The sequence below is a fragment of the Seonamhaeicola sp. NFXS20 genome (assembly GCF_049132085.1).
Classification (GTDB): Bacteria; Bacteroidota; Bacteroidia; order Flavobacteriales; family Flavobacteriaceae; genus Seonamhaeicola.
Genome location: NZ_JAFMPU010000008.1, coordinates 45,098 through 69,729 on the forward strand (window position 1 = coordinate 45,098; position 24,632 = coordinate 69,729).

Consider the following 24,632-nt stretch of genomic DNA (forward strand, 5'->3'; position numbering starts at 1 on the left):
CTTGAAATTCCCACAACCGCAAACACTAAAAAATATTTCGCAATTAATTGATTGTGAATTTGTTGGTGATGATGATTTCCTCATAACAGGCATGAATGAAATTCATGTGGTAGAACCAGGAGATATTGTTTTTGTAGATCACCCAAAGTATTATGATAAAGCTTTAAACTCTGCAGCAACTATTATTTTAATTAATAAAAAAGTAGATTGTCCCAAAGGAAAGGCTTTACTAATTAGTGATGATCCTTTTAGAGACTTCAATAAATTATCCAATCATTTTAAACCTTTTCAATCGGCTAATTCACAAATATCAAATTCAGCTATTATTGGAGAAGGCACTGTAATACAACCTAATTGTTTTATTGGCAACAATGTACAAATTGGTAAAAATTGTATTATTCACTCTAATGTTAGTATTTATGATGAAGCCATTATAGGAGATAATGTTACTATACATGCTGGCACAGTATTAGGCGCTAATGCTTTTTATTATAAAAAGAGAGCTGAAGGCTATGATAGACTATTATCCTGCGGAAGGGTGGTTATAGAAAATAATGTAGATTTAGGAGCTGCTTGTACTGTTGATAGAGGTGTAACGGGAGATACCACAATAAAGGAAGGGACTAAGATAGATAACTTAGTTCAAATTGGTCATGATACGGTTATTGGAAAAAAATGCTTAATAGCTTCGCAAGTTGGTATTGCTGGTTGTGTTGTTGTTGAAGACGAAGTAACCATTTGGGGGCAAGTTGGAATTACCAGTGGAATTACTATTGGAGCCAAAGCTGTAATTTCTGCAAAATCTGGAGTTAGCAAATCCTTAGAAGGAGGTAAAAATTACTTTGGTATTCCTGCCGATGATATTAGAAGTAAATATAAAGAAATAGCATCTATAAAAAAGATACCCGAAATTTTAGATATTTTAAAAAACCAGTAAAAAATTGCAGCAAAAAAATTACATTTGTTTTTCATTTTTTTACACAATAAAATAAACACGTATGAGCGTTTTAGTAAATAAAGATTCAAAAATAATAGTTCAAGGCTTTACAGGTAGTGAAGGAACTTTTCATGCAACCCAAATGATTGAGTACGGTACCAATATAGTTGGTGGAGTAACTCCTGGAAAAGGAGGACAAAAACACTTAGATAAGCCTGTATTTAATACAGTTGAAGAAGCTGTTAAAGAAGTTGGTGCAGATACAACTATCATTTTTGTGCCACCAGCATTTGCTGCTGATGCTATTATGGAAGCTGCAGATGCCGGAATAAAAGTTATTATTACAATTACAGAAGGTATACCTGTTGCAGATATGATTAAAGCTTCAGATTACATTAAAGATAAAGATTGTAGATTAATTGGCCCTAACTGCCCAGGGGTAATCACTCCAGGTGAAGCTAAAGTAGGTATTATGCCAGGGTTTGTATTTAAAAAAGGTAAAGTAGGAATTGTTTCAAAATCAGGAACATTAACTTATGAAGCAGCAGACCAAGTTGTAAAACAAGGTTTAGGTATTACTACTGCTATTGGTATTGGAGGAGATCCAATTATTGGAACAACTACTAAAGAGGCTGTTGAATTATTAATAAATGATCCAGAAACAGAAGCAGTTGTTATGATTGGTGAAATTGGAGGTCAGTTAGAAGCAGATGCTGCAAATTGGTACAAAGAAAGTGGTAGTAAAAAACCTGTAGTTGGTTTTATTGCTGGCGAAACAGCTCCTGCTGGACGTACTATGGGGCATGCTGGAGCCATTGTTGGTGGTAGTGATGACACAGCTCAAGCTAAAAAGAAAATTATGAGAGCATGCGGAATTCATGTGGTAGATTCTCCTGCTGAAATAGGGAAAAAAGTAGCTGAAGTTGTTGCTTAAAAAACTATAAGATACATTTTGAAAACCTCGCAATATTTTTGTGGGGTTTTTTATTTTGAAACAACTTGTAATTAGTATATTTGAATATCAACTAATACAACAAATTAATTTAAATGAAACTATTAGAAGGAAAAACAGCAATTATCACAGGGGCGAGCAGAGGTATAGGAAAAGGAATAGCTCAAGTATTTGCGCAACAAGGTGCTAATGTGGCTTTTACATACAGTTCATCTGTTGATGCAGCTAAAGCTTTAGAAGATGAATTAAATAAATTAGGCATTAAAGCCAAAGGATATCAAAGTAATGCTGCTAATTTTGAAGAAGCTCAAAAACTAGCCCAAGAGGTTGTTAATGAATTTGGAAGTATTGACGTTTTAGTTAATAACGCTGGAATTACAAAAGACAATTTGTTAATGCGTATTAGCGAGGAAGATTTTGATAAAGTCATAGAAGTCAATCTTAAATCTGTATTTAATATGACCAAAGCTGTTCAACGCACCATGTTAAAACAACGCAAAGGTTCAATTATTAATATGAGTTCTGTGGTTGGAGTAAAAGGAAACGCAGGGCAAACCAATTATGCAGCCTCTAAAGCTGGTATTATTGGTTTTTCAAAATCTGTAGCATTAGAATTAGGTTCTAGAAATATCAGAAGTAACGTGATTGCTCCTGGTTTTATTGAAACAGAAATGACAGCTAAATTAGATGAAGAAGTTGTAAAAGGATGGCGTGCCGGCATTCCTTTAAAACGCGGGGGTACTCCTGAAGATGTAGCTAATGCTTGTGTGTTTTTAGCTAGTGATTTATCGGCTTATGTAACAGGACAAACTTTAAATGTTGACGGCGGAATGTTAACTTAACATATTAAATGTCAACAGAAACTTTAATTTATATAATACTATCTGGAATATTAGCGCTATTTATAGCGCTTTTTCAGTATGGATATAAATCAAAAATAAAAAGTTCTAAACTAAATTGGCTTTTTACTTTTTTAAGGTTTTTAACTGTTTTTGCGTTTTTGTTACTTATAGTTAATCCTAAATTTGAACAAATAAAAATAGTTTCTGAAAAACCAAATTTAGTTATTGCTGTTGATAATTCTAGCTCTATAAACTATTTAAACAGAGCAGAAGATGCCAATGTATTGTTTAATAGTTTAAAAAATAACAAAGAATTAAATGCTAAGTTTAATGTTACACCGTATTTATTTGGAAACACACTTAAATCTTTAGATTCATTAACTTTTAATGAGGGTGAAACTAATATAAATAATGTTTTTGGAGAATTAGAACAAATTTACAAAACAACAGTGTCTCCAACAGTTTTGATAACTGATGGAAACCAAACCTTTGGAAACGACTATCAGTTTGCATACGATGCTTACAAGCAGCCTATTTATCCAGTTATTTTAGGAGATACCATTACTTATACCGATTTAAAAATTCAGCAACTTAACGTTAATAAATATGCGTATTTAAAAAACAGATTTCCTGTTGAAGCTATTTTAGTATATAACGGAAATGAAAATGTAAATACTAAATTAGAAGTAGTAAAAGGTAATACTACGGTGTATTCTCAACCTATTAGTTTTACTAAAACCAATAATTCTAAAATTATCAATTTTACTTTACCAGCAAATTCTATAGGGATTAATAGTTATAAACTAAATTTAATTCCTTTAGATAATGAAAAAAACAAAGTAAATAACGCTAAAAATTTTGCTGTTGAAGTCATAGACCAAAAAACTAAAATAGCTATTGTAACAGATGTAATTCATCCAGATATTGGAGCGTTTAAAAAAAGTATTGAGAGTAATGAGCAACGTTCTGTTTCTGTTTTAAAACCCAATAAAATTTTAAAACAACTTAATGATTTTCAATTAGTAATAGTTTATCAGCCAAATAATAACTTCAAGAAATTATTTGGTGAATTAAACAAGCTAAATAAGAATAGATTTGTAGTTATAGGTGCAAAAACAGACTTAAATTTTTTAAATTCAACTAACACAAATTATTCACATGAAATTGTTCTACAAACTGAAGAATATCAAGCCAATTTTAATTCAAATTTCAGTCCTTTTCAAGTAGATGACATAAATTTTGAATCTTTCCCTCCGTTAAATGCGCTCTACGGTTCTATTAAATTTAATGTACCATTTCAAACTATCTTAAATAAAAGAATAGGAAATGTATCAATACAACAGCCTTTGTTGGCTGCTTTTGAAGTTAACAAACAACGAGAAGTTGTTTTGCTAGGAGAGGACATTTGGAAATGGCGAGCTCAAAGCTATTTAAATTCTAAATCATTTAATGAGTTTGATAATTTTATAGGCAAGCTTATTCAATATTTAGCTTCTAACAAACAAAGAAACAGGCTTAATGTAGATTATGAGTCATTTTATATAGGTAATAGTAATATTGTTATCAACGCTCAATTTTTCGATAAAAATTATGTTTTTGATGACAGGGAAACTTTAACCATATTGGTTGAAGATAAATTGTTGGAGAGAAAATTTGAATTTCCTTTTGTGCTAAAAAACAATAACTATCAAGTAGGTTTAAGTAATTTAAAACCATCTGAATACAACTTTACCGTTAGGGCTAAAAACGAAAATATTAGCAAATCGGGGAGTTTTACTATTTTAGAATACAACGTAGAGCAACAATTCTTGAATGCTAATGTAACAAAACTACAACAGTTAGCTACTAATAGCAGTGGAAAGAGTTATTTTATTGATAAAACCAATGATTTAATTAACGACTTAATGAGTGATAATCGTTACGTTTCCATTCAAAAAAGCAAGAAAAATATCATATCTTTGATAGATTGGAAATTTCTATTGGCAATTATAGCTTTAAGCTTATCTGCTGAGTGGTTTCTAAGAAAATATAACGGACTAATTTAAATAAAACATAATGGAAAAATTACCTAAAGTAGCACTGCCATTTATAATTGGTGGTATAATATTAATAATTGTATTAGCAAAATCAGCTGTAACTATAGGGTCTGGTGAGGCTGGTGTACTTTATAAAACCTTTGGGGGAGGTGTAGTAACAGACAAAGCCCCTTTAGGAGAAGGCTTTCATATTGTGGCTCCTTGGAACAAAGTGTTTATCTATGAGGCACGCCAACAAGAATTAACAGAACGCATGAAGGTTTTGTCATCAAATGGGTTAGATATTCAATTAGAAGCTTCGGCTTGGTACAAACCAGAATTAGAAAATTTAGGAAAATTACACCAAGAAAAAGGCGCAAATTATTTAGAACGGGTGCTAAAGCCAGCTATTAGATCTGCTACTAGAAGTGTGGTTGGTAGATATACTCCAGAACAAATTTATTCATCAAAAAGAGACGCTATTCAACAAGAAATTTTTGATGAAACTAAAAAGATTGTAGATGATCAATATATTGATTTGGTTGAAATTTTAGTGCGAGATGTAACCTTACCAACAGCAATAAAAGATGCTATTGAGCGCAAATTAGGTCAAGAACAACAATCTTTAGAGTATGAGTTTAGATTAATTACAGCTCAAAAAGAAGCTGAAAAACAACGTATTGAAGCTCAAGGTAAAGCCGATGCTAATAGAATTTTAAGCGCATCACTAACCGATAAAATTTTACAAGACAAAGGTATTGAAGCTACCATGAAACTATCAGAATCTCCAAACAGTAAAGTTATTGTAATTGGTTCTGGTGATAGTGGGTTGCCAATTATTTTAGGAAACCAATAAGTTAAACATTTCAGTTTTTAGAATAAAATTTTAAACAATAATCAACAATTTTATGCTATAAATGATTAATAGTTAATTGTTGTAAAAATTGGAACTATAATTTGGATTTTTAAAGTATAATTATAGATATTTGCAGAAACAAAGAAAACATGACTTTTATTCAAACACATCATCATTTTCATATTTGCTCTCAAGCGAAGTGAAAATGTATTGAATAAAATGAAAATATATTTAAACCCGTTTGAGACAATCAAGCGGGTTTTTCATTTCTAAAATCAACTAGATTGTTTCAAACTCATAACCAAAACAAAATGAGTAAATTAAGAATTGCAGTACAAAAATCGGGTCGATTAAATGAAGACTCAATGAGAATTTTAAAAGACATTGGTATATCTATCGATAACGGAAAAGACCAATTAAAAGCTTCAGCTAAAAATTTTCCAGTAGAGGTGTTTTACCTTAGAAATGGCGATATTCCTCAATACTTAAAAGATGGCGTTGTAGATGTTGCTATTATTGGCGAAAATGTTTTAATAGAAAAAGGCGAAGGTATCGAGATTGCCGAAAAACTAGGGTTTTCAACCTGTCGTGTATGTATTGCTGTACCAAAAGCAAACACATACAATAGCATAAAAGATTTAGAAGGTAAGCGCATTGCAACATCGTATCCAAATACCGTACAAATGTTTTTAGACAAACACGGTGTTAATGCTAAATTGCACATTATTAATGGTTCGGTAGAAATTGCACCAAATATTGGGCTTGCAGATGCTATTTGCGATATAGTTTCTAGCGGAAGCACCTTGTTTAAAAACAATTTAAAAGAGGTAGATACCATTTTAAAATCGGAAGCGGTTTTAGCAGTATCACCTACACTTAACGAAGAACGAAAAGCTATTTTAGAAACCATAAAGTTTAGAATACAATCTGTTTTAAAAGGTAGACAATCAAAATACATCCTTTTAAATGCACCTAATGACAGAATTCAAGATATTATTAATGTGCTGCCTGGTATGAAAAGTCCAACTGTGTTACCATTGGCAGAAGAAGGATGGAGCTCAGTACACTCTGTTATTAGTAAAAATGAATTTTGGGATGTTATAGACGACCTGAAGGCTAAAGGAGCTCAAGGAATACTGGTTTGTCCAATTGAAAAAATGGTGCTATAATGCAAGTAATTAACAATCCAGATAAAACCACTTGGAACGATGTTTTAAAACGTCCTACACAAACTGTTGATGATATTGAAGGTATTGTTAGTGAAGTTTTTACTGATGTTCAACAGCGAGGAGATTTAGCTATAAAACAATATACAGAGCGTTTTGATAAAGTAGTATTAGATACTAATTTAGTGTCGAATCAAGAAATTGATGAAGCGGTTAATTCCATACCAGATGCCTTAAAAAAGGCCATAAAAAGTGCCAAAAATAATATTGAAGCGTTTCATAGTGCACAAAAAACGCAAAAAGTAAAAGTAGAAACTACCAATGGCGTGCAATGTTGGCAAGAAAAACGCCCAATTGAAAGTGTAGGTTTATATATTCCTGGAGGAACAGCGCCACTATTTTCTACCGTTTTAATGCTAGCCGCACCTGCTCAAATTGCAGGTTGTAATGAGATTGTATTATGCTCGCCACCCAACAAAGAAGGAAAATTAGCGCCAGAAATATTATATGCCGCTAAACTTTGTGGTGTTACTAAAATATTTAAAGTAGGAGGCATTCAAGCTATTGCAGCCTTAGCGTTTGGAACAGAAACTATTCCGCAGGTATATAAAATTTTCGGACCCGGAAACCAGTTTGTAACTGTGGCAAAACAATTAGCTACAAAATATGGTGTAGCAATAGATATGCCTGCTGGCCCAAGTGAATTATTAGTGGTTGCTGATGAAACTGCTAATGCAAGTTATATTGCTTCAGATTTATTAAGTCAAGCTGAACACGGAGTTGATAGTCAGGTAATTTTAGTGTCTACTTCAAAAGATTTAATTTCCAAAGTTTCAAAAGAAGTTGAAGTGCAATTAAACGTACTGCCAAGAAAGGATATTGCAGAAAAAGCTATTGCCAATTCTAAATCTATTTTTGTTGATACTGATGAATTAGCTTTAGAGTTAATCAATCAATACGGGCCAGAGCATTTTATTATCTGTTCAAAAAATGAAGATTTTTATGTGAATGGTATTAGAAATGCAGGATCGGTTTTTATAGGAGATTATACACCAGAAAGCGCAGGCGATTATGCATCAGGAACCAACCATACCTTGCCAACAAACGGATTTAGTAAAGCTTATTCTGGGGTGAATTTAGATAGTTTTATGAAGAGTATGACCTTTCAAAAAATATCAAAAGAAGGGATTTTAAATATTGGTGAAACCATAGAATTAATGGCAGAAGCCGAAGGTTTACAAGCACATAAAAATGCCGTAAGTATCAGATTGAAAGATTTAAAATGAAAATTTTTAATATCCAAAATATAATTAGAGCAAACGTTAAAGCTATGAAAGCTTATAGCTCTGCGCGTGACGAATATGTTTCCGATGGTTCTAAAATGATTTTTTTAGATGCCAACGAAAACCCATTCGAAAATGGTGTAAATCGTTATCCAGATCCGTTACAGCGTGCATTAAAGTCTGTTATATCAGAGCAAAAAAACATTCCCGAAAATCAGATTTTACTTGGTAACGGAAGCGATGAAGTGTTAGATTTAATATTCAGAGCATTTTGTGAACCAAAGCAAGATAACATCATTACCTTACCGCCAACTTATGGCATGTATACCGTTTTATCTAATTTAAATGAAGTTGAAGAACGCAAAATTCAGCTAAACGAAGATTTTCAACCAAATGTAGATGTTATTTTAGAAGCCATTGATGAAAACTCAAAAATGCTTTTCATTTGTTCGCCTAATAATCCAACGGGAAATTTAATTGCTTCAGAAAAAATAAAAACATTACTTGAAAAATTTAATGGTTTAGTAGTTATTGATGAAGCTTATATCGATTTTTCAAATCAAAACAGTTGGATTTCAGAGTTAAGCAATTATCCAAATTTAATAGTTACGCAAACACTATCTAAAGCTTATGGTTTAGCGGGAATTCGTTTAGGTCTGTGTTTCGCTTCCGCGGAAATTATTGCAGTTCTAAACAAAATTAAACCTCCGTATAATGTTAATGAGTTAACGCAAAAACGTGCGTTAGAAAGAATTTCTAATGTAGAAGTAGTAAATGAAGAGGTGGAATCTGTTTTAAAAGAGCGAGACATATTAATTAAAGCGTTAAAAAATATCAGTTTTGTAGAAACCATTTTTCCTACCGAAGCTAATTTTGTTTTGGCTAGGGTGGATGATGCTACTAAACGTTATAATCAGTTAATTGAAAAAGGTATCGTTATTAGAAACCGAACCACACAACCACTTTGCGAAAACACATTACGGTTTACGGTTGGAACAGATGAAGAGAATAAGAAATTAATTTCTGCTTTAAAGCAGTTAGCAAATAGCTAATAGCATAATTATGAAAAAAGTACTATTTATAGACAGAGATGGCACGTTGGTTCTAGAACCACCAGTAGATTATCAATTAGATAGTTTAGAAAAGCTGGAGTTTTACCCAAAAGTATTTCAATATATGGCTAAAATTGCAGCAGAACTAGATTTTGAACTTGTAATGGTTACAAATCAAGATGGTTTAGGAACCGATTCGTTTCCAGAAGACACCTTTTGGCCAGCGCAAAACAAAATTATTGAAGCCTTTAAAAAAGAAGGAGTAGAGTTTGCCGCAGTTCATATAGATAAAACCTTTCCGCATGAAAATGCACCTACGCGGAAACCAAGAACAGGTTTGTTAACTAAGTATTTTTCTGATGAATACGATTTAGAAAACTCTTTTGTGTTAGGTGATAGGATAACCGATATGGAATTAGCTAAAAATCTTGGTGCTAAAGGTATTTATTTAGCGGAAAATCCAGAGTTAGGAGCTGATGAAATAGAAACTTCTAAACAAGAAATTTTAGATTGTATTGCTTTAACTAGTACCGATTGGAAAGAAATTTACGAGTTTTTAAAGCTTAAAGATAGAGTTGAAGAAATTACGCGTAATACTAATGAAACTCAGATTTATATAAAATTAAATCTTGATGGGTCTGGGAAAAATGATATCGATACAGGCTTGTCGTTTTTTGATCATATGTTAGACCAAATTGGTCGCCATGGTGCTATGGATTTAACCATAAAAGTTAATGGCGATTTAGAAGTAGACGAGCATCACACTATTGAAGATACCATGATTGCTTTAGGTGAATTATTCAATAAAGCCTTAGGGAATAAATTAGGTATAGAGCGTTACGGATTTTGTTTACCAATGGACGATTGTTTAGCTCAAGTTGCTGTAGATTTTGGCGGAAGAAATTGGTTAGAATGGGATGCCGAATTTAAACGCGAAAAAATAGGCGATATGCCAACCGAAATGTTTTATCATTTATTTAAGTCGTTTACCGATGGTGCAAAATGCAATTTAAACATTAAAGCCGAAGGTGTAAATGAGCATCATAAAATAGAAGGTATTTTTAAAGCCTTTGCTAAAGCTATGAAAATGGCTGTAAAACGAGATGCAAATAAAATGTTTTTACCAAGTACAAAAGGAATGCTATAATGAAACTAGTAATAATAGACTACGGCGCTGGAAATATAAAAAGTATTCAATTTGCTTTTAACCGATTAGGATATGAAGCTGTATTGTCTAAAAATCCTGAAGAAATAAAAGCCGCTGATAAAGTGATTTTTCCGGGAGTAGGAGAAGCAAGTTCTGCCATGAAAATGCTTAAAGAAAGTGGTTTAGATAAATTAATTCCTAACCTTAAGCAACCCGTTTTAGGAATTTGTTTAGGTATGCAACTCATGTGTTTACACACTGAAGAGGGTAATACCAAAGGTCTGGGTATATTTCAAACAAATGTGAAACGATTTTCTAATAACGTAAAAGTCCCTCAAATGGGATGGAACGTTATTAAAAATTTGAAGTCCGATTTATTTGAAGGTGTCAAAGAAAACGAATACATGTATTTGGTACACAGTTATTATGCAGAACATTGTAATGAAACCATTGCTGCAACAGATTATGAAATTAATTACGCTTCGGCATTACAACATAAAAATTTTTACGGCACACAATTTCACCCAGAAAAAAGTGGAAATGAAGGCGCTAAAATATTAAAGAACTTTTTAGATTTATAAAAGATGAGAATAATACCAGCCATAGACATTATTGAAGGAAAATGTGTTCGATTATCCAAAGGAGATTACAGCACCAAAAAAGTGTATAACGAGAATCCTTTAGAAGTTGCTAAAATGTTTGAAGATGCGGGTATAAAATATTTGCATTTAGTAGATTTAGATGGAGCTAAAGCAAAACATATAGTAAATTACAAGGTATTGGAAACTATTGCTTCTAAAACCAATCTTAAAATTGATTTTGGAGGTGGATTAAAAACAAATGAAGATTTACATATAGCCTTTAATTCTGGAGCTCGCCAAATTACTGGAGGTAGTATTGCGGTTAAAGACCAAGAGACTTTTACAGGTTGGATAAATAAATACGGAAGCGAAAAAATAATACTTGGAGCCGATAGTAATGATGGTAAAATAGCTATTAGTGGTTGGTTAGAAGATAGTTCAGAGGATGTCATTCCATTTATAAAAGCCTATCAAAAAAAGAGTATTAGTTACGTAATTTGCACCGATATTGCTAAAGATGGCATGCTAGAAGGGCCATCGTTCAATTTGTATAAAAAAATTTTAGCAGAATGTAGCAATACCAGTAATCGTCAGTCAATAAAATTAATAGCCTCTGGAGGTATTTCAAAATTTGATGAACTCCCAAAACTAGCAGAAATAGGTTGTGAAGGCGTTATTATAGGGAAAGCTATTTACGAAAATAAAATTAGTTTAAAACAGTTGGAAAAACTTGTGTAACATGCTAACAAAAAGAATTATACCTTGTTTAGATATTAAAAACGGACGCACCGTTAAAGGCGTTAATTTTGTTGATTTACGTGATGCCGGAGACCCTGTAGAACTAGCAAAACAATATGCAGATTATGGTGCAGATGAATTGGTGTTTTTAGATATAACAGCTACATTAGAAGCCCGAGCTACAACATTAGAAATGGTGTTACATGTTGCAGAACAAGTTAATATTCCATTTACAGTTGGTGGTGGTATTTCATCTGTAGAACATGTAGATGCTTTATTGAAAAATGGAGCCGATAAAGTATCTATCAACTCTTCAGCAGTAAAACGTCCCGAATTAGTGAATGAATTAGCCGATAAATTTGGAAGTCAGTGTGTTGTAGTTGCAATAGACGCGAAGGAAATTGATGGCAACTGGAAAGTGCATTTGGCAGGAGGTACCATTCCAACAGATATAGATTTGTTTGAATGGGCTAAAGAAGTAGAAACACGTGGCGCAGGTGAAATATTATTCACATCTATGAATCATGATGGTACCAAAAACGGATTTGCAAATAAGGCGTTAGCTAAATTATCGGGTATGTTAAATATTCCTATCATTGCCTCTGGAGGTGCAGGTAATGTGCAACATTTTATAGATACTTTTACCATAGGAAAATCAGATGCTGCATTGGCTGCTAGTGTGTTTCACTTTAATGAAATTCCTATTCCTGAATTAAAAAAAGAATTAAAAAATAATAATATTGAAGTACGATTATAAGTCATTACTAGTAAGTATGACGAAGTAATCTGTTTAATAATTGCCACATCGCTATGCGATTTGCAATGACAATAAAATTAAAATGGAAATAAAATACGATACAAACGGACTAGTACCAGCAATTATTCAAGATGCAACCACAAAAAAAGTGTTAATGTTGGGTTACATGAACGAAGAAGCTTATCAAAAAACAATAAAAACTAAAAAGGTTACTTTTTTTAGCCGTAGCAAACAGCGTTTATGGACCAAAGGCGAAGAAAGTGGTAACTTTTTACATTTAGTTGAAATTAAGAATGATTGTGATAATGATTCGCTATTAATTCAAGTTAATCCTGCAGGACCAACCTGCCACAAAGGAACAGGTAATTGTTGGGGAGAAGAAAACACCTCTAATTTTGGATTCTTTTCAACCTTAGAAAATGTTATTGCAGAACGTGTAGCAAATAAAGACACATCAAACTCTTATGTTGCAAAATTATTTTCAAAAGGCATTAATAAAGTAGCGCAAAAAGTAGGAGAGGAAGCTGTTGAAACGGTTATAGAAGCTATGGATAACAATGATGAGTTATTCATTTATGAATCGGCAGATTTATTTTTCCATTATTTAATGCTACTCCAAGCTAAAGGTTTTACTTTAAAAGATATTGAACAAGAATTAAAAGGAAGACATAAATAATCTTCCTTTTAATTCTTAATTTAAATAAAAAAAATTAATATTTATACTAAGACAACCATCCTTTTGCTTTAGATTTTCTAGCAAACCAAACAAATAAAAATGCAAATAGAATAATCATTAAAGTCATTACCATACTTGAAACATAGTTGTTTATCAAAATATATCCCATTTGAATTATTACGGCAATTAATGAAAGAATCCATAATTTTACAGACCAAGATTTTCTTAGTAATAAACCAATAGATGCCAAAGCGCCAGAAAACACAGCTATTGCGAAAGCAGCGGTAACCCAAACAGGCATGTTAGCTGCTATTTCAAGTTGTTCCTTGCTGTACATAGCTCTGTAACTCTCGGTATTATAAGCTTGTTGTAAATAGGCGTTTACACCCATACCGTTCCAAACAAGAGCTATTACACTTATAATCCAAAACCAAAATGGAGGCTTAATTGTTGTAGAATTAGACATAATATTTAGTTATTATAGTTAGTATAAGAGAATACAATGTATAAATTTTTTGTCACAATTAGTAAAAAAACTAATTTCCGCAACGGAATAAATCCCTTATGAAAAAATATTTTTACGTAATAAACATCCAATATTTAGGGTATAGGTTTCATGGTTGGCAAAAACAGCCTAATGTAAAAACCTTACATTTAATGGTTGATAGAACCTTAAACTTTATTTTAGAAGGGAGGTATTTTAAAAGTTTAATTTCAGGCAGAACTGATGCTATGGTTTCGGCTGAAAATGCTGTATTCGAGTTGTTTCTTCAGCATGAAATTAAAGATTTAGATGCTTTTTTAGAGTTGTTTAATTACAATCTTCCGCAAGATATTCGGGCTTTGGGTATTAAGAAAGTTGATGCTAAATTCAATATTATAAATCACCCAAAAACTAAAGAATATCTTTATTTATTTACCTACGGCGAAAAGTGTCATCCGTTTTGCGCACCTATAATGACAACCATTTTAGATGATTTAAATATTGAAATCATGAAACAAGGTGCAAAATTGTTTGAAGGTGAGCATTACCTAAAAGCCTATTGCTATAAACCAACCAATAAAGGTATTTACACCCGGATTATTGAAACCTGCGAGTTGGTTGAAAACACAATTTACACAGCTAATTACTTTCCTGACAAAACCTATATTTTGCGAGTTCGTGGCAAAGGCTTTATGCGAAATCAAATACGATTAATGATGGGGACTTTATTCGATTTAGGAAAAGGAAAACTAACTTTAGATGATATTAAAGCTAGCTTGAAACCCAATAATGCTATAAAAATGGATTATATAGCACCAGCATCGGGGCTCATTTTAAATAAAGTTGATTTTGAGTAATTTTTTAAAGTTAAAAAGCTTTAAAGTGTAATCAAATACCTAGTTCATTTTGAATTTTAGCAACATTTAAATCATTTAAAATATCAATTAAATTAGGATACCAATTTTCGTGGTAGCCAAACTCTGGTTTTCTAAATTCTGCAATAGCAGTAGCTTTAGGCCAATTTTCAAAAACAATTCTGTAAGCAGCAATTATAATTCCTGTTCTATCAGATCCGTGCCAACAATGAATTAGCAGAGGTTTTTCAGCTTTATTAATAATTTTAAGCACATCAAAAACTTGATTTTCAGTCATTTCTTTAGACTTTAGTTTTACATGTCCTAATTGTAATTTAGTATGTTGTGCTTTTTTGTCGTCACTCCATTTACGTCTAAAATTTAATATGGTTTTTATTCCAAGAGCTTCTATTTCTGTAAATCCTTTTCGGCTAGGTTGCTCAGAACGGTAAATATCATCAGATACTTTATAAAAGCGTTTAAAGTTTTTCGATTCTTGTTTTGTGGCTTCAATAATTTGTGCATTTAAATTAAAACAAAAAATCATCGTTAAAAATATATAAAATCTCTTCATTACATGCATTTAAAATATCTATAACAGTAAACACAATAAAGTCTCAATTTATTCGAGACTTTTTGTATTTTACAAAAGCATAAATTTAATAAAAAGATGAGCGTAACCCTTCCAAAATCAGTATTTACTTTTTTAACCAAACTAGAGGAAAATAATAATAGAGATTGGTTTAATGCCAATAAACCAGAATTTAAAACTATTGAAGGTGAAGTAAAATTATTTTACAACGCTCTTTTAGAAAATTTAAATGTTCATGATGATATAGATAAACTGAAAATTTTTAGAATTTATAGAGATGTGCGCTTTTCAAAAAATAAATTACCATACAAAACCCACTTTGGCGGTTCTTTTCATAGAACAAAACCAAGATTAAGAGGCGGTTATTATTTGCACATTCAACCTAATAATCAGAGTTTTATTGCTACCGGATTTTGGGAACCCGCAAAAGAAGATTTGTTACGAATTAGAAAAGAATTTGAAATGGACGATTCTGAAATTAGAGACATTTTAGCTGACAAAAAATTTAATAGTGTTTGGGGAAACACCTTTGTTGGAGACGAAGTAAAAATAGCCCCAAAAGGCTTTAGTAAAGAACACAAAGCCATAGATTTAATTAAGAAAAAACAATATATTTTCACTAAAAAATATACTGATAAAGAAGTTTTAGATTCAAACTTTCTAAATGAAGTCAACACTTCTTTTATAGCCATTCGCCCATTTTTTGATTATATGAGTGATGTGCTTACTACAGATTTAAACGGCGTATCACTTATAGATTAAACAGCTTCTAACAACTCTGGTTTTTCAAATAATTGAATGTTACTAAGTAGCCGTTCTTTTACAATATTCATCATGCGTTTATTTAAGGCAGAAGAGTTTTGTATGTAAAGCAAATATTCTTCAACTGTAAAAAGTCCTATTACCATACCTTTCATAGAATTACGAAGTTTCATGTCTTTTTGAATAGCATTTTCAATATAAAGTATGCGTTTTTCTAAAGATAAATCATAAAAAACAGCTTTGTGTTTCGTAATGTAATTTTTAAAAACTTCAATAAGTAAATCGTTTTGAAATTTAATAATTGGTCTTAAAACTAAATTCTGAAAACGTTCATCTTTACTCATGTTATCGTTAATAGTAGCTTTAGAAATTTCTGGTCGAACATTCTTAAGGTTAAATTGTCTGGAGTCCATATTGTAAGATTTTCACTAAAAATAATTATTACAAAAGCTTATTTGAACATTGTAATTTATTATTATCAACTAGGTTATTAACATTTGGGTTTTTATACCTTTACCCCAGTAAAGAAAAATTCACTATTAATTTTAATAAATAATGAAGTTTGGAAGTGTAAATAACCCTCAAGATATAGACTTTACGTTACCGCCAGATCACCCAGCAACTATACAGGTTTTAAATAAGGTTAAAAGCAATAATAGCAGCCTTGAAGTTTATGTAGGGTGCGCCAAGTGGAATAAAGCAGATTTAAAAGGCTTTTACCCAAGAGGTACTAAAGATGAATTAGGGTATTATTCTAAACAATTTAATTCTATTGAATTAAACGCTACTTTTTACAGAATTTTTCCAGCAGAACAATTTGCTAAATGGTATGATAAAACACCTGAAAATTTCAAATTTTTTCCAAAATTAAACCAAGAAATTAGTCATTGGAAACGTTTAAATGACACCAAAGAAGTGGTTGAACATTATTTATATAATGCTTCCAATTTAAAAGAAAAACTAGGAACTGTTTTTTTACAAATGCATAACAATTTTGCGCCTAAAGATTTTGATAGGGTAGTAACTTTTGTTGAAAATTGGCCAAAAGAAGTTCCCTTAGCAATAGAGTTTAGGCATACCAATTGGTATAATGATGAAACCGTTTCTAAAGAATTATATGAGCTTTTAGAAACTAATAATATTTCTAATATTATTGTAGATACAGCAGGCAGAAGAGATTTAATGCATATGCGCTTAACTAATCCAACCGCTTTTGTACGTTATGTTGGTGCTAATCATGATTCAGATTACACCCGTTTAGATGATTGGGTAAAGCGCTTAAAAATATGGAAAAGACAAGGTGTTAAAGAAATAAACTTTTTTATTCATCAAAACATTGAAAAAGAATCCCCGCTTTTGTCAGCTTATTTTATAAAAAAACTAAATGCTGTTTTAGGTTGTTCACTTAAAATACCAAATGAAGATAAACAAGAACTATTTTAAATTATAAAACAAACACATATATATGAAATTTCACACTAGAAAATGGGTAAAACCAGAAGATTTAAATGCTAACGGAACCTTGTTTGGAGGACGATTATTAGAATGGATAGATGAAGAAGCTGCATTATACACTATCATTCAACTTGAAAACCAAAAAGTAGTAACTAAATACATGAGTGAAATAGATTTTAAGGCTTCTGCAAAACAAGGAGATATTGTTGAAATTGGAATAAAAGTGGTTAAATTTGGAAAAGCCTCACTAGTACTAAGTAGTGAAGTTAGAAACAAAATGACACACGAAACTATTATCACTATTTCAAATATAGTAATGGTTAATTTAGGTCCTGACGGTAAAGCTAAACCACACGGAAAAACTAAAGTAGAGTATGTTGCTGATAGGCTGTATTAATTTCCTTAAATAAAAGCCTTCAAAATTCATAACCATATTTACAGTTCTATTAAAAAATTATTGATTATTTCTAATTCCATTAGCAATTTTATAAAAATATATTACTGTAAGACTTAAATTTTGTTATATACAGAATAAACACAGAGTTTTTTCTAAATTTGTCATCCTTTTGGCATATTTATACTTAGCCGAAGTACATTTTAAAAATTTAATAAAAAATTATATGAGCAAGACATTATTTGACAAGGTATGGGATTCTCATGTGGTCAGAAAAATAGAAGACGGACCAGATGTGTTTTTTATAGATCGTCATTTTATTCATGAAGTTACAAGCCCTGTCGCATTTGTAGGTTTAAAAAGCAGAGGAATTGGTGTTATGTATCCTGAAAAAACATTTGCAACAGCAGATCATAATACACCAACATGGAATCAACATTTACCAGTTGCAGATCCTTTATCTGCTAACCAGCTAGAAGCATTAGCTAATAATGCTGCTAAGTATGGTATTTCTCACTGGGGATTAGGGCACAGAAACAATGGTATTGTACATATTGTGGGGCCAGAAAATGGTATTACACTACCTGGTTCTACTATTGTTTGTGGTGATTCACATACATCAACTCATGGTGCTTTTGGTGCTATTGCCTTTGGTATTGGTACTTCAGAAGTAGAGATGGTACTATCTACCCAATGCATCATGCAGCCAAAACCAAAGAAAATGCGTATTAACGTAAATGGTAAATTAGGCTTTGGAGTAACTCCTAAAGATGTAGCATTATACATTATTTCAAAACAAACCACATCAGGAGCAACAGGATATTTTGTAGAGTACGCAGGAGATGTTTTTGAAGATATGACAATGGAAGGTCGTATGACCGTTTGTAACCTTTCTATCGAGATGGGTGCTCGTGGTGGTATGATTGCCCCAGATGAAAAAACATTTGAATACATAAAAGGAAGAAAACATACACCCAAAGGAGCAGATTGGGATAAAGCCATGGAATATTGGCAAACCTTATATACTGAAGAAGGTGCTGAGTTTGATGCTGAATTTACTTATGATGCTGCCGACATAGAACCAATGATTACTTATGGTACTAACCCAGGAATGGGAATGGGTGTTACACAATCTATCCCAAATGCAGAAGATGTTGAGGGTGGTATAGAAACCTATAAAAAATCTCTTGGTTATATGAAATTTAACGAAGGAGATGATATGATTGGGAAAAAAGTAGATTATGTTTTCTTAGGATCTTGTACTAATGGACGTATTGAAGATTTTAGAGCCTTTTGTTCAATTATTGAAGGTCGTAAAAAAGCAGAAAACATTACTGCATGGTTAGTTCCTGGTTCTCATAAAGTTGTAGACCAAATTAAAGAAGAAGGTCTAGATAAAATTTTAGAAGAAGCCGGATTTGTACTTAGAGAACCTGGTTGTTCTGCTTGTTTAGCAATGAATGATGATAAAGTACCTGCTGGTAAATTAGCCGTTTCTACATCTAACCGTAATTTTGAAGGTCGTCAAGGTCCTGGTTCAAGAACCTTATTAGCTTCACCATTAGTAGCAGCAGCAACTGCTGTAGAAGGTGTAGTAACAGACCCAAGAACATTAATTAAAGAAACTGCCTAATTAGGTAATTAACTTTTGGCTTTAGCCATTAGTAATAAAAAATAACAGTATTAAAATTTGCCTGCAGCTATAAGCTAAAGGCTAAAAGTATAAAAACATGGCTTACGATAAATTTGAAGTTTTAACAAGTACAGCTTATCCATTACCAATTGAAAATGTAGATACAGATCAAATTATTCCTGCTCGTTTCTTAAAAGCTACAGAGCGTAAAGGTTTTGGTGATAATTTTTTCCGTGATTGGAGATATGATTCTGAAGGAAATCCTATTGCAGATTTTCCTTTAAATGATGCAAAATATACAGGTTCTAAAATATTAGTAGGAGGTAAGAACTTTGGTTCTGGGTCTTCTAGAGAGCATGCTGCTTGGTCTGTGTATGATTTTGGATTACGTTGTGTAATCTCTTCATTCTTTGCAGATATTTTTAGAAATAATTGTTTAAATATTGGTGTATTACCAGTACAAGTATCACCAGAATTTGCTCAAAAATTGTTTGATGCTATTGAAGCAGACCCAAAAACAGAAATAAAAGTAGATTTACCAAACCAAACGGTTACACTATTAGCTACAGGAGAATCTGAATCTTTTGATATAAATGGTTATAAAAAGAGTAATATGCTTAATGGTTTTGATGATATAGATTATTTGCAAAACATGAAAGAAGAAATTGCATCGTTTGGAGAAACCAGACCTTTTTAAATCTAAATTCAATAATTTCATTCATTTTTAAATGAAGAAAATAGAAATAATGGACACGACATTACGCGATGGTGAACAAACCTCGAGTGTGTCGTTTTCTGCTTCTGAGAAACTTACTATTGCAAAACTTTTATTAGAAGAATTAAAAGTAGACCGCATAGAAATAGCTTCTGCCAGAGTTTCTGAAGGTGAGTTTCAAGCAGTAAAAGCTATAACTGCTTGGGCCAGAGAACATGGTTATTTAAACACTGTTGAAGTGCTATCATTTGTTGATAATGGCACCTCAATTGATTGGATGGTAAAAGCAGGAGCAAGGGTTCAAAATCTACTCACAAAAGGTTCATTAAATCATTTAACTCATCAACTTAAAAAAACTCCTAATCAACATTTTAAAGAAATAAAATCTTCTATATCGCTAGCTTCAGAGCAAGGTATTGCAACCAATGTGTATTTAGAAGATTGGAGTAATGGTATGCGTAATTCTAAAGACTACGTTTTTGAGTTTTTAGAGTTTATATCAACGCAACCCGTTAAGCGCATTATGTTGCCAGATACGTTGGGAGTATTAACCCCAAAGGAATCTTATGATTTCATTTCTGAAATAAAAGAAAAGTACCCTAATTTACATTTTGATTTTCATGCGCATAATGATTATGACCTAGGAGTCTCTAATGTTATAGAAGCTTTAAAAGCTGGTGCAGATGGTCTTCATTTAACAGTTAATGGTATGGGAGAACGCGCAGGAAATGCTCCTATGGCAAGTACTATAGCTGTTATTAATGACTTTATGCCAGAGATTAAAATTGGTGTTAATGAAAAAGTACTATATACAGTTAGTAAGTTAGTAGAAACTTTTTCTGGTATTATGATTCCTGCAAATAAACCGGTTGTTGGTGCTAATGTATTTACGCAAACCGCAGGTATTCATGCCGATGGTGACAATAAGAAGAATCTGTATTTTAGCGAATTACTTCCAGAACGTTTTGGCAGAACCAGAAAATATGCCTTAGGTAAAGCGTCTGGTAAAGCCAATATTCAAAAAAACTTGCAAGAACTAGGGCTTCAATTAAATGAAGAAGACCTTAAAAAGGTTACCCAACGTATTATTGAACTTGGCGATAAAAAACAAGTTGTTACCAGAGAAGATTTGCCATATATAATCTCTGATGTCTTAAACAGTGGGACTTACGAAGAAAAGATTAAAATTAATTCTTACGTATTAACACACTCAAAAGGTTTAAAACCTTCAACCACGGTTGCGCTTACAATTGATGGTGAATCTTTTGAAGAAAATGCACAAGGAGATGGACAATTTGATGCTTTTATGAATGCAGTAAGGTCTATCTTTAAAAAGAAAAAATTAGTGCTTCCAGATTTAATAGATTATGCAGTTAGAATCCCTCCAGGAAGCAGATCTGATGCGTTGTGTGAAACCATTATTACTTGGAAAAATAAAGAAACAGAATTTAAAACACGTGGTTTAGATTCCGATCAAACAGTATCGGCAATTAAAGCTACAGAAAAAATGTTAAATATAATTAATAACTAAATTATGAAATTAAATATTGCGCTTTTAGCTGGAGACGGAATAGGGCCAGAAGTTATAGATCAAGCGGTAAAAGTAAGTGATGCTATTGCAAAAAAATACGGACATGAAATTATCTGGAAACCAGCATTAACTGGAGCTGCTGCTATTGATGCTGTAGGAGACCCATATCCAGATGAAACTCATGAAATTTGTGCATCATCTGATGCGGTTTTATTTGGTGCTATTGGGCATCCAAAATTTGATAACGATCCATCGGCTCCTGTACGCCCAGAACAAGGTTTATTAAAAATGCGTAAAAAATTAGGCTTGTTTGCTAATGTGCGCCCAACCTTTGTGTTTCCTTCATTATTAGATAAATCGCCTTTAAAAAAGGAACGTATTGAAGGGACAGATTTAGTGTTTTTCCGTGAATTAACCTCAGGGGTTTACTTTGGTAAAAAAGGAAGAAAAGATGATGGTAATACGGCCTATGATACTAATATGTACACTAAAGAAGAGGTTACTCGCTTAGCAAAAAAGGGTTTTGAAGCTGCAATGCAACGTTCTAAAAAATTATGTTGTGTAGATAAAGCCAACGTTATGGAAACATCGCGTTTATGGAGAGAAACTGTTCAAGGTATGGAAAAAGATTACCCAGAAGTAGAAGTATCTTATGAGTTTGTTGATGCTGTTGCAATGCGTTTAGTACAATGGCCAAAAGATTATGATGTATTAATTACAGAAAACCTGTTTGGTGATGTGTTAACAGATGAAGCCTCAGTAATTTCAGGTTCTATGGGATTAATGCCATCGGCTTCTTTAGGAACTAGTATTTCTTTATTTGAGCCAATTCATGGTTCATATCCGCAAGCTACGGGTAAAAACATAGCAAACCCAATGGCTACAGTATTATCTGCTGCCATGATGTTTGAAAACTTTGGGTTAACCGAAGAAGGAAAAGCTATTAGAGATGCTGTAAATAAAGCTTTAGCAGAAGGTATAGTAACCGAAGATTTAGCTGATGGAGGTAAAGCTTATGGAACTACAGAAGTAGGAGATTGGTTAGCCGAAAACATATAAAAAAAACTAACAAATATTAAAAAAAAGACCTATCAATATTGATGGGTCTTTTTTTTGCACAAACATACACAAATATTAAACTTAAAGTTTTTATTTAACTCTGTAAGCTTTAATTAAGTTGTTAATTTTAATATCTAAATTAGTTTTAACATCATGGTAACTTGCTACGTTTATAGGGTATTTATTCAAAAAATCTGGATACACCATATACATAACTTCAGTGTTTAAATTTTGAATAACTTTAAAAACGTCTTTTAAAAGAAAATCATCGGTAGTTAATTGTTGTTCTTTCGCAATGTCTACAGGAACTAAATCACCTTGCATATAACCTTTAACAGCTTTTGTTACGTAATAGCTTCCTACATATTTAAAGTTGCCTAAAATAATTGTTTCTGGCTTAAATAAATTACGCCTTATTTTTAGCTTATTTTCGTTTTTAGTAATAACCTTACTAGGTATACGTTCGTATTTCTTTGTAGATTTTAAAATGCGTTTAGCTGTAGCTAACCTGCTTTTTACATCAGCTATGTTAATAACTTTATTTATTTCGGCTGATGACTGTCCTGATTTTTTTAGTTGAGCAATTTTTAAACTGTCATTTTGTGCTTTTTTGTAAAAGGCTAATGTTTTCTTGTAGTAGTCTGTTAAACGCTTTTTAGCAGGAATTGTAATGGTATAAGTATCTTTATCATTTAAAACTTCGTAAGCGTAAGGAGAACTTCCTTCTTTTTCTGCAATTAGAGCATTAAATTCCTTATAAAATACGAAATTTATATTTTGAGCTTTGGTATAAAAAAAGCCTAAAAGTAAGATGATGACAAAATTAAAATACTTCATATAATTCACTTAGAGTAAATTAAGTGATTTTTTCTTTAATCTTCAAAATAAATTACAGAATTATCCTATTTTTTTTGAAAAAGAAGCGCTACTTGGAAGTTCGAAAATTTCTAAATCGAAATAAGGAACAGCAGCCATAACATGGTCAAAAATATCGGCCATTATGTATTCATAATTAACCCATCGTTTATCACTGCTAAACGCATAAATTTCAATTGGTAAACCTTGTGTGGTTGGCGCTAATTGGCGTACCATAATAGTCATATCTTTATTAATAGCAGAATGGTTTTCAATGTATTCTTGTACATACTTTCTAAAAACACCAATATTGGTTAAATTTCGTCCGTTTAATAACAAGCTTTTATCAATATTATTTTCTGTATTAAAAGTTTCAATATCTTTTTGACGTTTACTCAAATATGGTTCTATAGATTGAATGCTTTTAAGCTTTTCAACATCATCAGAAGAAAGGTATTTAACACTTTCCATTTTAATATTTATGGCACGTTTAATACGTCTGCCGCCAGAATTGGTCATTCCACGCCAGTTTTTGAAAGACTCTGATATTAGAGCATATGTAGGAATTGTGGTAATGGTTTTATCCCAGTTTTGAACTTTTACAGTGGCTAAAGTAATTTCTATTACATCTCCATCGGCTCCGAACTTTTCAAAGGTTACCCAATCGCCAATGCGCACCATATCATTTATAGACACTTGTATGCTAGCAACAAAACCTAAGATGGTGTCCTTAAATATTAATATAATTACAGCAGAGGCAGCTCCTAAACCAGTTAAAAACTTTAAAAATGGTATGCCTGTTATAAGGGCTATTGCAGACATAACGCCTGCTACCCATGCAAAAATCATAAATACTTGTATATAACTAGCAATAGGTTTATCTTTTAAACTGGGTAAGGTTTGTAAATAATCTTTAATGGTATGTAATAAGCTTCTAACAATCCAAAGAGTTAAAACAATAGCAAACACTTGCAGTGCTTTTTCTACTATGTTTTCAAAGTTTGGAAAATCATAAAATACAATAGGTACAAACTCTAAAGCTAGCAATAACGGTATAATATGAGCCACATTTCTTGGTACTTTATTTGTAACCAATAAATCATCAAAATTAGATTTTGAAGCTTTTGCAAATTGGGTAAACATTTGCAATAAAATCTTTCTAATTAAAAAATCAATTAAAAACACAAGAATTATTGCTGCCAAAAATAAGATAGCCATGTTTAAATACTTAGCTGTATTTTCGGCTATGTTATTGGCTAAAAAATAATCGTAAAATAAATGTTTTACAGAATTCAT

At 31.9% G+C, this 24,632-nt stretch carries 26 protein-coding genes; 21 read left to right on the forward strand and 5 right to left on the reverse strand.

Annotated features, from left to right (window positions below; genetic code table 11):
- Position 1 precedes the first annotated feature (1 nt).
- The 13 genes from J1D01_RS11925 to hisIE all read left to right on the forward strand — a co-directional run bounded on the left by J1D01_RS11925 (position 2) and on the right by hisIE (position 13,002).
- Positions 2 to 937: a UDP-3-O-(3-hydroxymyristoyl)glucosamine N-acyltransferase gene (locus tag J1D01_RS11925; RefSeq protein WP_372935955.1), complete on the forward strand. Its 936-nt coding sequence runs from the start codon at positions 2 to 4 to the stop codon at positions 935 to 937.
- 61 nt (positions 938 to 998) lie between these two features.
- Complete coding sequence (sucD, locus tag J1D01_RS11930) at positions 999 to 1,871, forward strand: succinate--CoA ligase subunit alpha (RefSeq protein WP_372935957.1); 873 nt, start codon at positions 999 to 1,001, stop codon at positions 1,869 to 1,871.
- 113 nt (positions 1,872 to 1,984) lie between these two features.
- Positions 1,985 to 2,731 carry a 3-oxoacyl-[acyl-carrier-protein] reductase gene (gene fabG / locus J1D01_RS11935; RefSeq protein ID WP_372935959.1) on the forward strand — a complete coding sequence of 249 codons (747 nt, stop codon included), beginning with the start codon at positions 1,985 to 1,987 and terminating at the stop codon, positions 2,729 to 2,731.
- Positions 2,732 to 2,739: 8 nt separating this feature from the next.
- Positions 2,740 to 4,776 (forward strand): VWA domain-containing protein, encoded by a 2,037-nt coding sequence (locus J1D01_RS11940; protein ID WP_421150976.1) that lies wholly within the window; start codon positions 2,740 to 2,742, stop codon positions 4,774 to 4,776.
- A 10-nt stretch (positions 4,777 to 4,786) separates the two neighbouring features.
- Positions 4,787 to 5,602 (forward strand): prohibitin family protein, encoded by an 816-nt coding sequence (locus J1D01_RS11945; RefSeq protein WP_421150977.1) that lies wholly within the window; start codon positions 4,787 to 4,789, stop codon positions 5,600 to 5,602.
- Positions 5,603 to 5,913: 311 nt separating this feature from the next.
- Positions 5,914 to 6,771: an ATP phosphoribosyltransferase gene (gene hisG, locus J1D01_RS11950; RefSeq protein ID WP_372938770.1), complete on the forward strand. Its 858-nt coding sequence runs from the start codon at positions 5,914 to 5,916 to the stop codon at positions 6,769 to 6,771.
- Positions 6,771 to 8,054 carry a histidinol dehydrogenase gene (gene hisD / locus J1D01_RS11955; RefSeq protein ID WP_421150978.1) on the forward strand — a complete coding sequence of 428 codons (1,284 nt, stop codon included), beginning with the start codon at positions 6,771 to 6,773 and terminating at the stop codon, positions 8,052 to 8,054. Before hisG ends, hisD begins: the two co-directional genes overlap by 1 nt.
- Positions 8,051 to 9,103 carry a histidinol-phosphate transaminase gene (hisC, locus tag J1D01_RS11960; protein ID WP_421150979.1) on the forward strand — a complete coding sequence of 351 codons (1,053 nt, stop codon included), beginning with the start codon at positions 8,051 to 8,053 and terminating at the stop codon, positions 9,101 to 9,103. The genes hisD and hisC overlap by 4 nt, the downstream gene beginning before the upstream one ends.
- Before the next feature lie 10 nt (positions 9,104 to 9,113).
- Positions 9,114 to 10,250, forward strand: coding sequence for a bifunctional histidinol-phosphatase/imidazoleglycerol-phosphate dehydratase HisB (hisB, locus tag J1D01_RS11965; RefSeq protein ID WP_372938615.1), 1,137 nt, complete (start codon positions 9,114 to 9,116; stop codon positions 10,248 to 10,250).
- Positions 10,250 to 10,831 carry an imidazole glycerol phosphate synthase subunit HisH gene (gene hisH / locus J1D01_RS11970; RefSeq protein ID WP_421150980.1) on the forward strand — a complete coding sequence of 194 codons (582 nt, stop codon included), beginning with the start codon at positions 10,250 to 10,252 and terminating at the stop codon, positions 10,829 to 10,831. Before hisB ends, hisH begins: the two co-directional genes overlap by 1 nt.
- A gap of 3 nt (positions 10,832 to 10,834) precedes the next feature.
- Complete coding sequence (hisA, locus tag J1D01_RS11975; RefSeq protein ID WP_421150981.1) at positions 10,835 to 11,569, forward strand: 1-(5-phosphoribosyl)-5-[(5-phosphoribosylamino)methylideneamino]imidazole-4-carboxamide isomerase; 735 nt, start codon at positions 10,835 to 10,837, stop codon at positions 11,567 to 11,569.
- Position 11,570: 1 nt separating this feature from the next.
- A complete protein-coding gene (gene hisF, locus J1D01_RS11980; RefSeq protein ID WP_372936410.1) occupies positions 11,571 to 12,326 on the forward strand; it encodes an imidazole glycerol phosphate synthase subunit HisF in 756 nt (251 codons plus the stop codon).
- 76 nt (positions 12,327 to 12,402) lie between these two features.
- On the forward strand, positions 12,403 to 13,002 hold the full coding sequence (gene hisIE, locus J1D01_RS11985; RefSeq protein ID WP_372936416.1) for a bifunctional phosphoribosyl-AMP cyclohydrolase/phosphoribosyl-ATP diphosphatase HisIE: 600 nt from the start codon (positions 12,403 to 12,405) through the stop codon (positions 13,000 to 13,002).
- A 46-nt stretch (positions 13,003 to 13,048) separates the two neighbouring features.
- Here the strand turns inward: hisIE and J1D01_RS11990 are convergent, their stop codons facing one another.
- Positions 13,049 to 13,468 (reverse strand): hypothetical protein, encoded by a 420-nt coding sequence (locus J1D01_RS11990; RefSeq protein WP_421150982.1) that lies wholly within the window; start codon positions 13,466 to 13,468, stop codon positions 13,049 to 13,051.
- A 98-nt stretch (positions 13,469 to 13,566) separates the two neighbouring features.
- Here J1D01_RS11990 and J1D01_RS11995 point away from each other — a divergent pair, with 98 nt between their 5' ends.
- Positions 13,567 to 14,343 (forward strand): tRNA pseudouridine synthase A, encoded by a 777-nt coding sequence (locus J1D01_RS11995; protein WP_421150983.1) that lies wholly within the window; start codon positions 13,567 to 13,569, stop codon positions 14,341 to 14,343.
- Between the two features lie 31 nt (positions 14,344 to 14,374).
- Here J1D01_RS11995 and J1D01_RS12000 read toward each other — a convergent pair whose 3' ends face one another.
- Positions 14,375 to 14,914, reverse strand: a complete 540-nt coding sequence (locus tag J1D01_RS12000; protein ID WP_421150984.1) for a tyrosine-protein phosphatase — start codon at positions 14,912 to 14,914, stop codon at positions 14,375 to 14,377.
- A 96-nt stretch (positions 14,915 to 15,010) separates the two neighbouring features.
- On the opposite strand from J1D01_RS12000, the gene J1D01_RS12005 reads away from it, so the two are divergent.
- Positions 15,011 to 15,694: a DUF2461 domain-containing protein gene (locus J1D01_RS12005; RefSeq protein ID WP_421150985.1), complete on the forward strand. Its 684-nt coding sequence runs from the start codon at positions 15,011 to 15,013 to the stop codon at positions 15,692 to 15,694.
- On the opposite strand, the gene J1D01_RS12010 is transcribed toward J1D01_RS12005, so the two are convergent.
- Positions 15,691 to 16,107 (reverse strand): glyoxalase, encoded by a 417-nt coding sequence (locus tag J1D01_RS12010; protein WP_372936400.1) that lies wholly within the window; start codon positions 16,105 to 16,107, stop codon positions 15,691 to 15,693. The two genes, J1D01_RS12005 and J1D01_RS12010, sit on opposite strands and share 4 nt — an antisense overlap.
- Positions 16,108 to 16,249: 142 nt before the next feature.
- Between J1D01_RS12010 and J1D01_RS12015 the strand changes: the two genes are divergently transcribed.
- The 6 genes from J1D01_RS12015 (at position 16,250) to leuB (ending at position 22,481) form a co-directional block, all read left to right on the forward strand.
- A complete protein-coding gene (locus tag J1D01_RS12015) occupies positions 16,250 to 17,137 on the forward strand; it encodes a DUF72 domain-containing protein (protein WP_421150986.1) in 888 nt (295 codons plus the stop codon).
- 22 nt (positions 17,138 to 17,159) lie between these two features.
- A complete protein-coding gene (locus J1D01_RS12020; RefSeq protein ID WP_372936396.1) occupies positions 17,160 to 17,546 on the forward strand; it encodes an acyl-CoA thioesterase in 387 nt (128 codons plus the stop codon).
- Positions 17,547 to 17,769: 223 nt separating this feature from the next.
- Positions 17,770 to 19,176 carry a 3-isopropylmalate dehydratase large subunit gene (gene leuC, locus J1D01_RS12025; RefSeq protein WP_372936394.1) on the forward strand — a complete coding sequence of 469 codons (1,407 nt, stop codon included), beginning with the start codon at positions 17,770 to 17,772 and terminating at the stop codon, positions 19,174 to 19,176.
- 97 nt (positions 19,177 to 19,273) lie between these two features.
- Complete coding sequence (gene leuD / locus J1D01_RS12030) at positions 19,274 to 19,873, forward strand: 3-isopropylmalate dehydratase small subunit (protein WP_421150987.1); 600 nt, start codon at positions 19,274 to 19,276, stop codon at positions 19,871 to 19,873.
- A gap of 31 nt (positions 19,874 to 19,904) precedes the next feature.
- Positions 19,905 to 21,422: an alpha-isopropylmalate synthase regulatory domain-containing protein gene (locus J1D01_RS12035; RefSeq protein ID WP_372936390.1), complete on the forward strand. Its 1,518-nt coding sequence runs from the start codon at positions 19,905 to 19,907 to the stop codon at positions 21,420 to 21,422.
- A 3-nt stretch (positions 21,423 to 21,425) separates the two neighbouring features.
- The gene (gene leuB, locus J1D01_RS12040; RefSeq protein WP_421150988.1) at positions 21,426 to 22,481 is read left to right on the forward strand and encodes a 3-isopropylmalate dehydrogenase; all 1,056 of its coding nucleotides are present in this window, start codon (positions 21,426 to 21,428) and stop codon (positions 22,479 to 22,481) included.
- 90 nt (positions 22,482 to 22,571) lie between these two features.
- On the opposite strand, the gene J1D01_RS12045 is transcribed toward leuB, so the two are convergent.
- Complete coding sequence (locus J1D01_RS12045; RefSeq protein WP_421150989.1) at positions 22,572 to 23,318, reverse strand: hypothetical protein; 747 nt, start codon at positions 23,316 to 23,318, stop codon at positions 22,572 to 22,574.
- Between the two features lie 60 nt (positions 23,319 to 23,378).
- A complete protein-coding gene (locus tag J1D01_RS12050) occupies positions 23,379 to 24,632 on the reverse strand; it encodes a mechanosensitive ion channel family protein (protein WP_421150990.1) in 1,254 nt (417 codons plus the stop codon).

Bases quoted from the DNA above. Each gene is read 5' to 3' on its own strand.
- hisA (WP_421150981.1), top strand. From the start codon at position 10,835: ATGAGAATAATACCAGCCATAGACATTATTGAAGGAAAATGTGTTCGA.
- hisD (WP_421150978.1), top strand. From the start codon at position 6,771: ATGCAAGTAATTAACAATCCAGATAAAACCACTTGGAACGATGTTTTA.
- hisH (WP_421150980.1), top strand. From the start codon at position 10,250: ATGAAACTAGTAATAATAGACTACGGCGCTGGAAATATAAAAAGTATT.
- J1D01_RS12050 (WP_421150990.1), bottom strand. From the start codon at position 24,632: ATGAATTCTGTAAAACATTTATTTTACGATTATTTTTTAGCCAATAAC.
- hisF (WP_372936410.1), top strand. From the start codon at position 11,571: ATGCTAACAAAAAGAATTATACCTTGTTTAGATATTAAAAACGGACGC.
- J1D01_RS12020 (WP_372936396.1), top strand. From the start codon at position 17,160: ATGAAATTTCACACTAGAAAATGGGTAAAACCAGAAGATTTAAATGCT.
- J1D01_RS12045 (WP_421150989.1), bottom strand. From the start codon at position 23,318: ATGAAGTATTTTAATTTTGTCATCATCTTACTTTTAGGCTTTTTTTAT.
- fabG (WP_372935959.1), top strand. From the start codon at position 1,985: ATGAAACTATTAGAAGGAAAAACAGCAATTATCACAGGGGCGAGCAGA.
- hisB (WP_372938615.1), top strand. From the start codon at position 9,114: ATGAAAAAAGTACTATTTATAGACAGAGATGGCACGTTGGTTCTAGAA.
- hisC (WP_421150979.1), top strand. From the start codon at position 8,051: ATGAAAATTTTTAATATCCAAAATATAATTAGAGCAAACGTTAAAGCT.
- J1D01_RS12005 (WP_421150985.1), top strand. From the start codon at position 15,011: ATGAGCGTAACCCTTCCAAAATCAGTATTTACTTTTTTAACCAAACTA.
- hisG (WP_372938770.1), top strand. From the start codon at position 5,914: ATGAGTAAATTAAGAATTGCAGTACAAAAATCGGGTCGATTAAATGAA.
- J1D01_RS11945 (WP_421150977.1), top strand. From the start codon at position 4,787: ATGGAAAAATTACCTAAAGTAGCACTGCCATTTATAATTGGTGGTATA.
- J1D01_RS11990 (WP_421150982.1), bottom strand. From the start codon at position 13,468: ATGTCTAATTCTACAACAATTAAGCCTCCATTTTGGTTTTGGATTATA.
- J1D01_RS11995 (WP_421150983.1), top strand. From the start codon at position 13,567: ATGAAAAAATATTTTTACGTAATAAACATCCAATATTTAGGGTATAGG.
- sucD (WP_372935957.1), top strand. From the start codon at position 999: ATGAGCGTTTTAGTAAATAAAGATTCAAAAATAATAGTTCAAGGCTTT.
- leuD (WP_421150987.1), top strand. From the start codon at position 19,274: ATGGCTTACGATAAATTTGAAGTTTTAACAAGTACAGCTTATCCATTA.
- J1D01_RS12015 (WP_421150986.1), top strand. From the start codon at position 16,250: ATGAAGTTTGGAAGTGTAAATAACCCTCAAGATATAGACTTTACGTTA.
- leuB (WP_421150988.1), top strand. From the start codon at position 21,426: ATGAAATTAAATATTGCGCTTTTAGCTGGAGACGGAATAGGGCCAGAA.
- J1D01_RS12035 (WP_372936390.1), top strand. From the start codon at position 19,905: ATGAAGAAAATAGAAATAATGGACACGACATTACGCGATGGTGAACAA.
- J1D01_RS11940 (WP_421150976.1), top strand. From the start codon at position 2,740: ATGTCAACAGAAACTTTAATTTATATAATACTATCTGGAATATTAGCG.
- leuC (WP_372936394.1), top strand. From the start codon at position 17,770: ATGAGCAAGACATTATTTGACAAGGTATGGGATTCTCATGTGGTCAGA.
- J1D01_RS12000 (WP_421150984.1), bottom strand. From the start codon at position 14,914: ATGAAGAGATTTTATATATTTTTAACGATGATTTTTTGTTTTAATTTA.
- J1D01_RS12010 (WP_372936400.1), bottom strand. From the start codon at position 16,107: ATGGACTCCAGACAATTTAACCTTAAGAATGTTCGACCAGAAATTTCT.